General features: G+C 63.7%; 14 protein-coding genes, 1 tRNA gene and 1 pseudogene. 7 read left to right on the top strand and 9 right to left on the bottom strand.

What is annotated here, in order from left to right; all coding sequences use genetic code 11:
- A pseudogene (locus NCR34_RS05795) lies at positions 1-250 on the bottom strand (hypothetical protein); the annotation flags it as partial.
- 163 nt (positions 251-413) lie between these two features.
- On the opposite strand from NCR34_RS05795, the gene NCR34_RS05790 reads away from it, so the two are divergent.
- On the top strand, positions 414-941 hold the full coding sequence (locus NCR34_RS05790) for a PRC-barrel domain-containing protein (protein WP_250499248.1): 528 nt from the start codon (positions 414-416) through the stop codon (positions 939-941).
- 33 nt (positions 942-974) lie between these two features.
- Here the strand turns inward: NCR34_RS05790 and NCR34_RS05785 are convergent, their stop codons facing one another.
- On the bottom strand, positions 975-1,220 hold the full coding sequence (locus NCR34_RS05785) for a hypothetical protein (protein WP_175940026.1): 246 nt from the start codon (positions 1,218-1,220) through the stop codon (positions 975-977).
- Between the two features lie 122 nt (positions 1,221-1,342).
- On the opposite strand from NCR34_RS05785, the gene NCR34_RS05780 reads away from it, so the two are divergent.
- Entirely contained in the window at positions 1,343-1,585 is a 243-nt protein-coding gene (locus NCR34_RS05780) for a hypothetical protein (RefSeq protein ID WP_502800047.1), read from the top strand.
- Between the two features lie 27 nt (positions 1,586-1,612).
- Here the strand turns inward: NCR34_RS05780 and NCR34_RS05775 are convergent, their stop codons facing one another.
- Entirely contained in the window at positions 1,613-2,350 is a 738-nt protein-coding gene (locus tag NCR34_RS05775) for a DUF2968 domain-containing protein (RefSeq protein WP_250499247.1), read from the bottom strand.
- 272 nt (positions 2,351-2,622) lie between these two features.
- Complete coding sequence (locus tag NCR34_RS05770; protein ID WP_250499246.1) at positions 2,623-3,204, bottom strand: hypothetical protein; 582 nt, start codon at positions 3,202-3,204, stop codon at positions 2,623-2,625.
- 72 nt (positions 3,205-3,276) lie between these two features.
- Between NCR34_RS05770 and NCR34_RS05765 the strand changes: the two genes are divergently transcribed.
- From NCR34_RS05765 to NCR34_RS05755, 3 genes are all read left to right on the top strand, one after another.
- The gene (locus NCR34_RS05765) at positions 3,277-3,699 is read left to right on the top strand and encodes a hypothetical protein (protein WP_250499245.1); all 423 of its coding nucleotides are present in this window, start codon (positions 3,277-3,279) and stop codon (positions 3,697-3,699) included.
- A gap of 206 nt (positions 3,700-3,905) precedes the next feature.
- Positions 3,906-4,280 carry a hypothetical protein gene (locus NCR34_RS05760; protein ID WP_250499244.1) on the top strand — a complete coding sequence of 125 codons (375 nt, stop codon included), beginning with the start codon at positions 3,906-3,908 and terminating at the stop codon, positions 4,278-4,280.
- 120 nt (positions 4,281-4,400) lie between these two features.
- Positions 4,401-4,712, top strand: coding sequence for a hypothetical protein (locus NCR34_RS05755; RefSeq protein WP_250499243.1), 312 nt, complete (start codon positions 4,401-4,403; stop codon positions 4,710-4,712).
- 264 nt (positions 4,713-4,976) lie between these two features.
- Here the strand turns inward: NCR34_RS05755 and NCR34_RS05750 are convergent, their stop codons facing one another.
- From NCR34_RS05750 to acs, 5 genes are all read right to left on the bottom strand, one after another.
- Positions 4,977-5,366 (bottom strand): DUF3597 domain-containing protein, encoded by a 390-nt coding sequence (locus tag NCR34_RS05750; protein ID WP_250499242.1) that lies wholly within the window; start codon positions 5,364-5,366, stop codon positions 4,977-4,979.
- Positions 5,367-5,696: 330 nt separating this feature from the next.
- Positions 5,697-5,786 (bottom strand) — tRNA-Ser (locus NCR34_RS05745).
- A gap of 43 nt (positions 5,787-5,829) precedes the next feature.
- Entirely contained in the window at positions 5,830-7,860 is a 2,031-nt protein-coding gene (locus tag NCR34_RS05740; RefSeq protein WP_250499241.1) for a sodium:solute symporter family protein, read from the bottom strand.
- On the bottom strand, positions 7,857-8,213 hold the full coding sequence (locus NCR34_RS05735) for a DUF4212 domain-containing protein (protein WP_250499240.1): 357 nt from the start codon (positions 8,211-8,213) through the stop codon (positions 7,857-7,859). Before NCR34_RS05735 ends, NCR34_RS05740 begins: the two co-directional genes overlap by 4 nt.
- Before the next feature lie 80 nt (positions 8,214-8,293).
- Positions 8,294-10,276 carry an acetate--CoA ligase gene (acs, locus tag NCR34_RS05730; RefSeq protein WP_250499239.1) on the bottom strand — a complete coding sequence of 661 codons (1,983 nt, stop codon included), beginning with the start codon at positions 10,274-10,276 and terminating at the stop codon, positions 8,294-8,296.
- Positions 10,277-10,659: 383 nt separating this feature from the next.
- Here acs and NCR34_RS05725 point away from each other — a divergent pair, with 383 nt between their 5' ends.
- Both NCR34_RS05725 and NCR34_RS05720 read left to right on the top strand, forming a co-directional pair.
- Positions 10,660-11,577: a DMT family transporter gene (locus tag NCR34_RS05725; protein WP_250499238.1), complete on the top strand. Its 918-nt coding sequence runs from the start codon at positions 10,660-10,662 to the stop codon at positions 11,575-11,577.
- 229 nt (positions 11,578-11,806) lie between these two features.
- Positions 11,807-12,376 (top strand): TIGR00645 family protein, encoded by a 570-nt coding sequence (locus NCR34_RS05720; RefSeq protein WP_502800050.1) that lies wholly within the window; start codon positions 11,807-11,809, stop codon positions 12,374-12,376.
- Positions 12,377-12,387: the final 11 nt, after the last annotated feature.

Raw genomic sequence — 12,387 nt, 5'->3', positions numbered from 1 at the left:
GCAGCTTGTTTTTTTTATATGCGACGGGCGCCTGGGGGGGGGGGCGCAGGGGGTGGGGGGGTGGGGGGGGCGGGGCGCCCCGCGCATCGACCAATTCTCTCAAGGACTGCGTGCCCGCTGCCTTCGTCAGCGTCTTCACGAGCGCCGCGTACTCGGAAAAGGCCGCGCTCTTCACGAGCCGGCGGCTCTTCAGACGTTCCTTCTTGTAGGCGACGGCGAGCAGTTCCTCGAATTCGATCATGGGCGGCATGAAGGATGAACGAGCCCGCAGCTTAGCAGAACGCGGCGGGCGCACGGGCGCAGGAATTGCTTGTCGAGAGGAGCCCGAACAAAATCGATGCAGCAAACCGGGCAACGATGAACGGTGAGCCAGAGACACGCCTGAACATCAAGGAAACGCCAAGGAGCAGATCATGATCCGACCGATGGAGGAATCGTCCGGTGGTGCAAAGATCATCGGCAAGGGCGCCGCGACGGCCGCGGGTCCCGGCCCCGACGTCATGGCGGCGAGCACGCTGGATGGCAACGCGGTGCTGAGCAGCGACGGGCACGACGTCGGCTCGCTCAAGGAAATCATGCTGGATGTGACGAGCGGCCGCGTGGCGTACGCGGTGCTGTCGAGCGGCGGCTTTCTCGGCATCGGCGACAAGCTGCTGGCCGTGCCGTGGAGCGCGCTGACGCTCGACACGGACAACCGCTGCTTTCGCCTCGCCGCGACGGCGGACCAGGTGCGCAATTCGCCGGGATTCGACAAGGACGCGTGGCCGTCGATGGCCGATCCGGTCTGGGCGAGCTCGGTGCATCAGCACTATGGCCGCGAGCCGTACTGGTCGAGCGGTTCCAGCGGCCCCAGCGCGCCGAGCACAAACGACGTCACCGACACCGGCGCGATTCCGCCCGGCGGCGTCGACGCGCCGGAAGCCGGCGGCGTCAAGCTGTAGCGAAGCGCGCGCCGGACGGCGCGCGAGCGGCAATCAGTCGAGCGGACGCTCGCCGAGCGGCAAGTCGACGTCTTGCGCGTCGTCGCCCATGAGCACGCGCAGGACGTCGGTTGCGAACTCTTCCACCGCGAAATGCCACTCGAGCGAGCCAACGGGGAAATCGTTCGGGCTGCACTTGCCCTGCGCGCGACGGATCGCGCCGACGGACAGACTCAGCGCGCGCGCGTGCTGGAAGTGCGGATCGTTTGAATCGAGAAACGGCAATTGATCTTTATCCATGACACCCTTCTGGCCCCGGCCGCTGACACATAACAACGATATCGGCCGGAACCGGAAATTCTTTAGTACCGGCTTTGTTTAAATGCTTGCCGCCCGCCCCGCGGCGAGAACGAGCGGAGAAAATGCTTATGCAGCCCTATCGGAACGTCGCGGGCAATTCCGGCGTGTCGGCATACGAGATCCTGCGCGACGGCATTCGCGTGCGCTTCGCCGACGGGCGGACGTATCTCTACACCTACCGCGAGTCGGGCCGCGCGCACGTCGAGCAAATGAAGCGGCATGCGCGCGCCGGTCGCGGGCTCAGCAGCTACATTTCGCAGACTCGCGTTCCGTACGCCGACAAGGACGCGCGGAAAGACGCTTGACGGCGCGAGCGCGCCCGAGATTCTGCCTCAACGCCCCGATGGCAGATGTGGCACCGTTTCGTTGCTGGTCGCGGCGAGCTGATGCATTTGCCGTTGCAGCTTGTTCAGTTGCGCCTGAGCGGCCACGCGCCGCGCTTCCAGTTGCGCAAGATCCTTGCGCACCTCTTGTTGCCTGAGCGCAACTTCCTGGTCCTGCGTACTGCCGCGCTGCAGATCCACGCGGGAACGCTCGACCTGCGCCTCCGATTCGGCAATCAGCCGTGCGAACTGCTCGTTTTGCGCCTGCAAGTGCGCGCGCCGCAATTCCGCTTCCGCGAGCCGCACCGCCTGCTCGACGAAATGACGGAATGCGGGCTCGGCGGCGTCGATATCGCCGGCTTTCAGCACGCGCCATACGGCGTCCTCATGATAGAGCACGGCATAGTAAGTGAGATCGCGCGGATAGAAAAGCAGGCTCGCACTATACGCGAAACTTTGAAATGTCCGGAAAACGGTGAGCGTGGATTGCTGGATCAGCCACTCGACTTCGGCAATCTGCGCCGCCTGTAAAGCGTGCGTGGCGAACGGCGCCGACGCGTTGGCCGGGCGCAGCGGCGTGACGCGGGTGCCGGTAGAGGGCGCGGCGGGTTCGGATTCTTCGGACGACTCCGGTGCGTCGACCTTGTTTTGCGCAGCGAAGCGAACCGGAGCATTCCCCTTCTGGCGGAGAAGGAACGACGGCGCGTTATCGAGCAATGTGCCGCGTCTGCTCAGCAGGCTTTTCACGATGACTCCATAGTTGGCTTACGGCTGCGCTTCTAATGTTCCCCGATGAGCCCTGGCTGCGTTATGCGGCTCGCATATTCTAAATATTCGCGCTGATTATTGTGGATGACGAACAAGCGGCCATGAGAATCGAACGAACTTTCGGCTGATGAAATCCAGTATAGGCGAGGGATTTTCAGTTGCAATCGAACCTATGCAGCAAATGAAAAACCGTGGCATGGCATGCGCTAATTCGTGCGTGACCCGGGCTTTCGTTTCGCGCGCACAAAACATTACATGTGCCGGTAGACGGCCTGTATTCCGCTCATGCGCAAACTGGCGAGTTGCGCCGAGCGCGCTCTCGACATCAGCGCCACCATTCGCATGATCCGGATGCCCTGAATGCCGCACGCGATGCCGGGGGTATCGGCAAGCCGCGATTCGAGATTCTTCATGCGCCCGTAGAGATTGACGATCGGCTCGGCCGGCGTTTCCGCTCGAATCGCGTAGTTCGCGTCGCCATTTGTCACGACGGGCGTGCACAGCCGGTCGGGGCCAGCCTGACCGTCGACGAAGGAATCGGCGAGCATCTCGGGCGCTTCGAAATGCAAGCGTCCTTCATTGCGATCCCGAAAATATTCATAAACCGCGTCGAGATGCGCGGTGGAAGTCTGCTCGATTCGCCGCGCCGTTGCCGCACACCGATGCAGTTTCCAGTTTTCCTGCTGACTCACAGCGGCTATCAGATCGGCGATGCGCGTTCTCAATTCCTTTTCGCGTTTTTCGATGAGAGCGTCGAGCATTTTCGCTTCGTCGCTATTGCGATCCGGCAAGCTTTCGCGCCATGCCAATAAATCGTTCAGTGTGACCGACATGAAACACTCCGTTGCATTGGGCTCATTGAATCGAATCCGGGCGGCTCAAATTCGTTTGGAGCGCGAATTGTAATGAATCGGCATCTGTTTGGCAGCGCCATATTTATCGTAGATGGTTTTGAGATAACCGGCATATTTCGTCTGTTGAGCGCGGCACAGCCGATGCTAGAACGCTTGCAAGGCGCGCCTTGCGCCTGGAACCAGGAGACAGCCATGAAAGCGACCGCAGCGATAGCAGGCGCCCTCCTCGCGCTTGCCAGCACCGCCTCACTCGCGCAAGAAATGACGCGCGACCAGATGAACCAACGCCCGCAAACACAGCAGCAGGGGCAAAACGCCTCGCCGGGCGGCGCAAACGATGCGGCGCAGGGCGGCGCGCCTTCCGGCACGTCCGGAAGCGGCACGCTGATGCAAAAGCGCGAGCAAGGCATGTCGCCGGATACGTCGCAACCGCCGGCGCGTGGCTCCAAGTCCACCGGGACGATGAAGCAATAACGCGCGCGCCGTTCTACCACGCCCGCGCAGCGACGCCGGACGGCGAACCGGCGTCGCTGCGCGCCCGTTAGGGTGCCGAATCTTTGACTCATCGACGGAAAACGTAAAGGATCGTTGCCGACTGCGCGAATAGGAAAAGTCCTGCTGTATTTTGTCCGGCGAGCCGATTTAATGCCGCATTCTTCTGCACAATTGAGGCTCGCATCATGAAAGACCTGCACATTTCCGTCGACGCGAACGGCCGCGCAACGCTGTCGCACTCCATGCACATCAAGGAGCACTGCCTGAACCGTGCGCGTCTTTTGACGTCGCTCGTCAATATCGTCGCGGCCCCCGGCGGCTTTGAGCACTTCTGTTCATACCCGGAGTCGATGCGCCGCGACATTCTGAGTCTTCTGCACTCGGTCGCCGAAGAACAGATTCCGCTCATCTCGGCACTCGAAGAACACACCACGCGCGCGTCGTACGACCGCGGCGTCCAGGCCGCGCGCGAGTTCCTCGTCCAGGAGCAGGCAGCCCATTCCGCGCTGCACTTCGACGCCGAAAACCACCAGCCGGAACAGATGGTCATCGCGCATTGAGCGACGCGTTCGTCGCGTCGAACGCGCTATTCAATCGGTGATGAATCGAGCCGCATGCTCCATGTCGTGCGGCTTTCACCGGTTCGCGCTTGGAAATCGAAAACGACAAGAAGAAACATCATGCTCGCACGAAAAGCCTGCTTCGCTCTGCTGCTTCCCTTCACGGTTCTGACGTTGATCACGCCCGCACTTGCCAAGTACACCGAAGAGTGGCTGGGAAGCGAGACCGTCACGCGCTCGCAGGCCGGGCCGCGCGCCAGCGAGAAAGCGGCGTCCGCGTCGAGCGCGGCAGCGTCGCGTGCGCCTTCGCAGCCGGGCCGGCCGAAATCGCCGCAGACTGCTTCACTGTTCGACAAGGATCCGATTGCCGCTTATGCCGACGATCCGATCGCGGAGTTCGCGCGTCCTCGGTCCAAGCGCAATCACCTTTGAAGTTGCAACGAGAAAGCGCGAATCGTCCGATCCTCCCCGGTCGCGCGCCCGGCTAAGCTTGCGCGCTGTCGCAGGAGGCGCGCTGCCATCGCCCGCCCTGCCATGTGCGCGACGGTTTGCGCATTATCTGAGGCGCGGACGTGCGGGCAGGCGACCTCTTGCGACGCTCTATTACTGCAACAGCGCGACCAGCGATGAACGCAAAAAGTTGCCCGCGACCAGCAATGAACAGCTGGATCGCGGGCTTTCTTTGTGGCGCGCGGTTTAGCCGATGAGATCGGCCGGCAACTTCCCGCCGTTCGCGGCGAGCGCCTGCATCAATTGCTTGTGCAGCCAGATGTTCATCGCAGCCGAGTCGTTCATGTCGCCGCTGTACTTGAGTTCCGTGGCGAGTTGCTTGCGATGATCGAGACTGCTGTCGACGTCGAGCAGCTTCATCATGTCGACGATTGAGACGCGCCAGTTCAACTGCTGGCTGCTCTCGCTCGCCAGTTGATCCATCACGGCGGCGACGTCGATGTCGGACAGCGGCGCGGGAGCGGCGGCTGCTTCGACGCTTGGCTGCGGCGCGGGGTCCGGCGCGGCCACCGGTGCCGGGTCGGCGGGTTTCGCCTTGTGGAAGATCTTGCCTACGATGTCACCGAAGATGCTCATGTTTGTGTCCTTTGCGAGTTAGCTACGGAAGTGCCGGCGGCTCGCCGGTCAGCGACAGCACGCGACGATGGCTGCCGGGGCTTAAACGCCGGGCACTCTGGAGAGTTGACTCGTTGGGACAAAACGGGGCGGATTTTGATGAATAGTTGCAGTGGTGGTTAGGAGTGCCGTTGATGCTGGAGGCGCGTATGCGTCGCTCCATGACCAGGGCTGTTCTTTTGTGCCGGGACCGTTGCAACCATGCTTGCGAGGCCGATACGCCCTTGCCCAGCATCGACAAAAACAAAAATCCCGCAAGCCGATGAGCTATGCGGGATTCGGGAATCGTTCTGGCGGAGAGAGGGGGATTCGAACCCCCGATAGGTTTTACCCTATACACGCTTTCCAGGCGTGCGACTTAAACCACTCATCCATCTCTCCGGAAGACTGCGATTATACCAAGTTCCCGCCGCCCGCCTAGCCCCTACGGGTGACGAATGTAGTCGACGAGCGCGCGCGTGTACTCATCCGGCTTGCGGTCGAAGAGACTCACCGCAATCGCCACCGCGAAGCCGGCCGGCACGCCGAACACGCCCGAGCTGATCGGCTCGATGCCGAACCAGCGCGGCCCGTCGAAGCCCGTCAGGTGCGTGAAGAACGGATACGTCGACACGATGTAGTACACGCACACGATCAGCCCCGCGATCATCCCCGCGACGACGCCCCGCTGCGTCGTGCGCTTCCAGAACACGCCGAGCACCAGCGCCGGAAAAAGACTCGACGCCGCCAGCGAAAACGCCGCGCCCACGAGAAACAGGATGTTGCCCGCATTCAGCGACGCGACGTACGACGCAAGCAGCGCAACACCGAGCAGCAGTATTTTCGAAATCGTGACGCGCCGCTGGCTCGTCGCGCGGCGGTCCACCATGCAGTAATACACGTCGTGCGACAGCGCGTTCGCGATCGTGAGCAGCAGGCCATCCGCCGTCGAAAGCGCTGCGGCCAGCGCGCCCGCCGCAATCAGTCCGGACATCACGTAAGGCAAGTCCGCGATCTCGGGCGCGGCGAGCACCACCATGTCCGGCTGCATCTGAATGCCGGCCCAGCGCACGACGCCATCGCCGTTGATATCGCCGATACGGATCAGGTACGGCTCGATGTGCCGCCACTGCGTCACCCATTGCGGCAGCTCCGCGAAGCGATGTCCGACGAGCCCCGTCAGAATCTCATGCTTGATCAGCACGGCAAGCACCGGCACGGTCAGATAGAACAGCGCGACGAAAAAGAGCGTCCAGCCGACCGAGCGCCGCGCCGATGCCACGGACGTAGTCGTGTTATAGCGCGTGAGAATGTGCGGCAAGCTCGCCGTGCCGATCGACAAGCACAGGATGAGCGAAAGAAAGTTCAGCCGGTGCGCCCGCGCGCTGCCCTGCTCCGCCGTGCCGGACGAAGACGCGAACGCATCGGTCAGCGGCACGGGGGCGACAACGCGCTCGCTCAGCGCATCGCGTTCGCGCGACCACTTCGCCTGCGCATCGGCGGGATCGCGTGGAAACGACGCGAGTTCGCGCTCGCGTTCGCTGATCTCCCGCAGCGGGCCGTTGTGCCGGCGCAGATCGGCGATTTCGGCGACGAGCCGCGCGTGCTCGTCGAAGAACGATCGCGGCAGCGCATCGATACGTTCCTGCGCGCGCGCCGCCTGACGCGCGAGATCCGCGCGGGCGCGCGCTTCGTCGGGCGACACGGCGAGCGCGCGTTCGAGCGTCTCGACGCGTTCCATCACGCGGCCATAGTTGAACTGCGGAAACCAGCCGAGCCCGTCGCGATGCGCGATCATCGAGACGGGAATCAGCATCGCGCTGATCAGGATGATGTATTGCGCCACCTGCGTCCACGTCACCGCGCGCATGCCGCCCAGAAACGAGCACACGAGAATGCCCGCGAGCCCGCAGAAGATGCCGATAGAAAACTCGATGCCGATGAAGCGCGACGCGATCAGCCCGATGCCCTGAATCTGCGCGACCAGATAGACGAACGAGCACAGGATCGCGGCGATGGCGGCGAGTCCGCGCACGAGGTTGCTCGAGAAGCGCGTGCCGAGAAAATCGGGAATCGTGTAGCGCGCGAGCTTGCGCACGTACGGCGCGAGCAGGAACGCCACGAGGCAATAGCCGCCGGTCCAGCCCATCATGTAGGCGAGGCCGTCGTAGCCGCTCGCATAGATGGAGCCGGCCAGTCCGATGAACGAAGCCGCCGACAGCCAGTCCGCCGCCGTCGCCATGCCGTTGAACGCGGATGGCACGCGCCGTCCGGCCACATAGTATTCGACGAGATCGGACGTGCGCGAGAGCAGGCCGATGACCGCATACACGGCAATCGGCACGAACAGGAACACATAGCCGACCCACATGCCCGCGCCGACCGTGCGCTCGATACGCTCCATCACGAAGATGAACAGCAGAAAGCCGAGCGTATAGAGCGCGTAGGTGACGATGAGCCGGTTGGTGAGCTTCATCGCGGGGCGTCGTCCTGCTCGCCGTCGTGCGCGCTGGCTTCTTCGACGGCGCGCGCGAGCCGCGCATCGGCGAGTTGCATCAGCACGATATAGACGGCGATCAGCGTCACGTAAACGAGAATCGCGCCCTGCGCGCCGAAGAAGAACGGCAGCGGAAACCCGGCGATGCGCACGTGCTGCAGACGCTCCGCGAAAAGCGGCACGCAGAACGACACGACGAATCCGACGGCCAGCAGCACCGCGATCAGCGCGACATTGAAGCGCCAGTACGCGCGATGCGCGCGCGCCGCGGCCGCCGGGACGCGCGGCGGCGGGGCAAGCGTGGGATTGAGCGGATCGGCGGGCGTGACCATGCGGTTATGTACCAAAACCGCGTGGCATCGGCAATCGGGATCGACCGCCGCTTATCGGGCGGCGGTCGCTTGCGGCAGGCTCAGCGTGCTTCGCCCAGTTGATCGAGAATCGCGGGATTCTCGAGCGTGGACACGTCCTGCGTGATCTCCTCGCCCTTCGCGAGCGAGCGCAAGAGACGCCGCATGATCTTGCCCGAGCGCGTCTTCGGCAAATTCTCGCCGAAGCGGATGTCCTTCGGCTTCGCGATCGGCCCGATCTCCTTCGCGACCCACGCGCGCAGCTCGTTGGCGACCTGCTTCGCTTCGTCGCCTTCCGGACGCGCGCGCTTGAGCACGACGAACGCGACCACGGCTTCGCCAGTCGTGTCGTCGGGACGTCCGACCACGGCCGCTTCCGCGACCATCGGATTCGCGACCAGCGCCGACTCGATCTCCATCGTGCCCAGACGATGACCGGACACGTTGAGCACGTCGTCGATGCGGCCCATGATCGTGAAGTAGCCGGTCTCCTTGTCGCGGACCGCGCCGTCGCCGGCGAGATACAGCTTGCCACCGAGTTCTTCCGGGAAGTAGCTCGTCTTGTAGCGGTTCGGATCGCCCCAGACGTTGCGCAGCATCGACGGCCACGGGCGCTTCACGACCAGAATGCCGCCCTGCCCGTTCGGCACGTCCTGGCCGGTTTCATCGACGATCGCGGCCATGATGCCCGGCAGCGGCAGCGTGCACGATCCCGGCACGAGCGGCGTGGCGCCCGGCAGCGGCGTGATCATGTGGCCGCCCGTTTCCGTCTGCCACCATGTATCGACAATCGGACACTGCGCGCCGCCGACGTTCTCGTGGTACCACATCCACGCTTCCGGATTGATCGGCTCGCCGACCGTGCCGAGAATGCGCAGCGTCGAGAGATCGTAGCTCTTCGGATGCACCTTCGCGTCTGCTTCCGACGCCTTGATGAGCGAGCGGATGGCCGTCGGCGCGGTATAAAAGATGGTGACCTTGTGACGCTGAATCATGTCCCAGAAGCGGCCCGCGTTCGGGTACGTCGGCACGCCTTCGAACATGATCTGCGTTGCGCCGATGGCGAGCGGCCCGTACGCGATATAGCTGTGTCCCGTGATCCAGCCGATGTCGGCGGTGCACCAGAAGATGTCGCCGGGCTTCATGTCGAAGGTCCACTTCATCGTCTGCGCGGCCCACAGCAGAATGCCCGCCGTACTGTGCTGCACGCCCTTCGGCTTGCCCGTCGAGCCGGACGTGTACAGGATGAAGAGCGGATGTTCCGCGCTCACCCACTCGGGCTCGCACTGCGCCGCTTCGTTCTCGACGATCTCATGCAGCCACACGTCGCGCCCTTCGTTCCACGCGATCTTGCCGCCCGTGCGCCGATACACGATGACGTCCTTCACCGCGTCGCAGCCGCCGGCCGCGAGCGCTTCGTCGGCGATGCTCTTGAGCGGCAGCGCCTTGCCGCCGCGCATCTGCTCGTCGGCGGTGATGAGCGCGACCGCGCCGACATCGACGAGCCGCTCGTTCAGCGACTTCGACGAGAAGCCGCCGAACACGACCGAATGCGTCGCGCCGATGCGCGCGCACGCCTGCATCGCGACGACGCCCTCAACGGACATCGGCAGATAGATCACGACGCGGTCGCCCTTCTTCACGCCGCGCTTCTTGAGCGCGTTGGCGAGGCGGCACACGCGTTCGAGCAGATCCTGATACGTGACGTTGGTCACGGTGCCGTCGTCGGCTTCGAAGATAATCGCGTTCTCGTTGCCGCGCCCCGCTTCGACGTGCCGGTCGAGACAGTTATACGATGCGTTTAGCTCGCCATCCGCGAACCACGTATAGAACGGCGCGTTGCTTTCGTCGAGCACGTTCGAGAACGGCTTGCGCCATGAGAGCGTTTCCCGCGCGAGCCGCGCCCAGAAGCCTTCGTAGTCGCGCTCCGCTTCGGCGACGAGCGCCTTGTACGCGTCCATGCCCGAAATCGCCGCGCCGGACGAAGCCTTGGCTGACGGCGGAAACACACGTTTTTCCTGAAGAACCGATTCGATCGCAGACATCGACAACCCCTCCGATGGTGATTCCAAAAGCCGGCGGCGCGCTCGACGCTTAAGGCGGGCACGCCGCATGTTATTGAGGTTCGAAAGCGTCACGCGCACGGGCGTTTTCGCCGAACCCTGTCTCCTGTCGACCGGCTCCGCCGTCTCGCGGATTGCCGGCCACTTGCAACCTTGCCAGCGCGCTTCGTTTGCGAAACGCGCTTGCCGACTCATTGCAGCCTGCATGAAGATCAAGATATGCCGCGCAACTTACCCGCTTCTTACGCGGCCGACGGCTGCGGCACGGGGTATACACGGAGTCGGCGCGGCTTCTACAATGCGTCCCCACAATCCTAACTGAACTCGCCGCGCGCTTGTCGTGCGCTCGACGCCGAAATCACAGCTTGAATCGCTACGCCCTCTATCTCATCGCGTCGATGCTGCTCGTCGGAAGCAACGTCGGCATCGGCAAGTCGATCGTCGCGTCCGTGCCGGTGCCGCTCTTCGCGCTGCTGCGCTTCGTCATCGCGCTGGCGGTGCTGTGGCCGCTGTTGCGTCCGTCGAAGATGAAGCGCGTGGCGCGCGCCGAGTGGATCAACCTCTTTCTGCAGGCGCTCTTCGGCACGTTCGGCTTTACGCTGCTGATGCTCAACGGCGTCGCGCGCACGAGCGCGGTCGCGGCGGGCGTCATCACGAGCACCATGCCCGCCGTCGTCGCGCTGTTCGCGTGGCTCTTTCTCAGGGAGAAGCCGGGCGGACGAGCGTTCGCTTCCATCGCGCTGGCGGTCGTGGGCGTCGTCGTCATCAACGTCGCCCAGAGCGGCGGCGGCGATCACAGCGGCGGCTCGCTCGCGGGCAATCTGATGGTGGTCGGCGCGGTCTGCTGCGAATCGCTGTACGTGATCCTTTCGCGGCGGCTGACGCAGACGCTGCCCGCCATCGACATCTGCGCGTACACGCACGGCTTAGGCTTTCTGCTGATGCTGCCGCTCGGCCTGCCGACCGCGCTCGCGTTCGACTGGCGCGGCGTCGACGGAATCACGTGGGCGCTCGTCGGATGGTATGCGCTTTCGGCGAGCGTCTTCTCCTTCTGGCTCTGGATGAAAGGCATCCGACACGTCGCCGGCAGCCTCGCGGGCGTCTTCTCCGCTGTCCTGCCGATCGCGGCGGCGCTCTACGGCATCGCGTTCCTCGGCGAGCGGCCGACGCTCGCGCATGGCGTCGCGCTCGCGTGCGTGATGGCGGGCATCGTCCTCGCAAGCCTGAAGCGCCGCGCGCCCGTGGCGCGTGACGAGCGTGGGAGCCGCGAAAGCAACGTGTAGCGGCACGTTGGTGGCACGTAGGCGCGCATTCCATCCGATTGGCACAACAGTGCTTGCCGCTGCGTTCCCGCAGGCCCGCGCGGCGACACGCTACAATACCGGTCTTTCCCGGACGGGCCACGAACCGCCCGTTTCACGTTCCCAGCACTTCGATATCCGCCGCCCGACCGACACGCCGCCCATGTCCGCTCAGAAGCACTTCCCCGACTCGCCCGCTCGCCCCGGCCCGATGAAGGCGCTGCCCAGATTCATCTTCATGAGCCGCTGGCTTCAGGTGCCGCTCTATCTCGGACTCATCATCGCGCAGGGCGTCTACGTCGTCCTGTTCCTGAAGGAAGTCTGGCACCTCGTCACGCACGCAATGACGCTCGACGAAACCAACGTCATGCTGGTCGTGCTCGGCCTGATCGACGTGGTGATGATCTCGAACCTGCTCATCATGGTGATCGTCGGCGGATACGAAACGTTCGTGTCGCGTCTCGGCGTGGAAGGCCATCCCGACGAACCCGAGTGGCTCGATCACGTCAACGCGGGCGTGCTGAAAGTGAAGCTCTCGATGGCGCTCATCAGCATCTCGTCGATTCATCTGCTGAAGACCTTCATCAATCCGGATCAGCACACGTTCCATACGGTGCTGTGGCAAGTCGTGATTCACGTGGCGTTTCTCGTGTCCGCGCTCGTCATGGCCTATGTCGACCGGTTGACCACGCATACGCATCCGCGGCATTTTCACAGCGTCGCCCCAACGAACATCAACGCGTCGCCCCGAAGCGCGATAGCCCGCAGCGCAGTCGAATAGAGCGTCGAACA

Origin of the sequence: Caballeronia sp. GAWG1-5s-s (genome assembly GCF_023631445.1) — a bacterium.
GTDB lineage: Bacteria > Pseudomonadota > Gammaproteobacteria > Burkholderiales > Burkholderiaceae > Caballeronia.
This window is presented reverse-complemented; position numbering and strand designations above follow the sequence as displayed.

What these genes read in the sequence shown, in the direction of transcription:
- NCR34_RS05790 (WP_250499248.1), top strand. Translation starts at nt 414, where the DNA reads ATGATCCGACCGATGGAGGAATCGTCCGGTGGTGCAAAGATCATCGGC.
- NCR34_RS05785 (WP_175940026.1), bottom strand. Translation starts at nt 1,220, where the DNA reads ATGGATAAAGATCAATTGCCGTTTCTCGATTCAAACGATCCGCACTTC.
- NCR34_RS05780 (WP_502800047.1), top strand. Translation starts at nt 1,343, where the DNA reads ATGCTTATGCAGCCCTATCGGAACGTCGCGGGCAATTCCGGCGTGTCG.
- NCR34_RS05770 (WP_250499246.1), bottom strand. Translation starts at nt 3,204, where the DNA reads ATGTCGGTCACACTGAACGATTTATTGGCATGGCGCGAAAGCTTGCCG.
- NCR34_RS05765 (WP_250499245.1), top strand. Translation starts at nt 3,277, where the DNA reads ATGAATCGGCATCTGTTTGGCAGCGCCATATTTATCGTAGATGGTTTT.
- NCR34_RS05760 (WP_250499244.1), top strand. Translation starts at nt 3,906, where the DNA reads ATGAAAGACCTGCACATTTCCGTCGACGCGAACGGCCGCGCAACGCTG.
- NCR34_RS05755 (WP_250499243.1), top strand. Translation starts at nt 4,401, where the DNA reads ATGCTCGCACGAAAAGCCTGCTTCGCTCTGCTGCTTCCCTTCACGGTT.
- NCR34_RS05750 (WP_250499242.1), bottom strand. Translation starts at nt 5,366, where the DNA reads ATGAGCATCTTCGGTGACATCGTAGGCAAGATCTTCCACAAGGCGAAA.
- NCR34_RS05740 (WP_250499241.1), bottom strand. Translation starts at nt 7,860, where the DNA reads ATGAAGCTCACCAACCGGCTCATCGTCACCTACGCGCTCTATACGCTC.
- NCR34_RS05735 (WP_250499240.1), bottom strand. Translation starts at nt 8,213, where the DNA reads ATGGTCACGCCCGCCGATCCGCTCAATCCCACGCTTGCCCCGCCGCCG.
- acs (WP_250499239.1), bottom strand. Translation starts at nt 10,276, where the DNA reads ATGTCTGCGATCGAATCGGTTCTTCAGGAAAAACGTGTGTTTCCGCCG.
- NCR34_RS05720 (WP_502800050.1), top strand. Translation starts at nt 11,807, where the DNA reads ATGAAGGCGCTGCCCAGATTCATCTTCATGAGCCGCTGGCTTCAGGTG.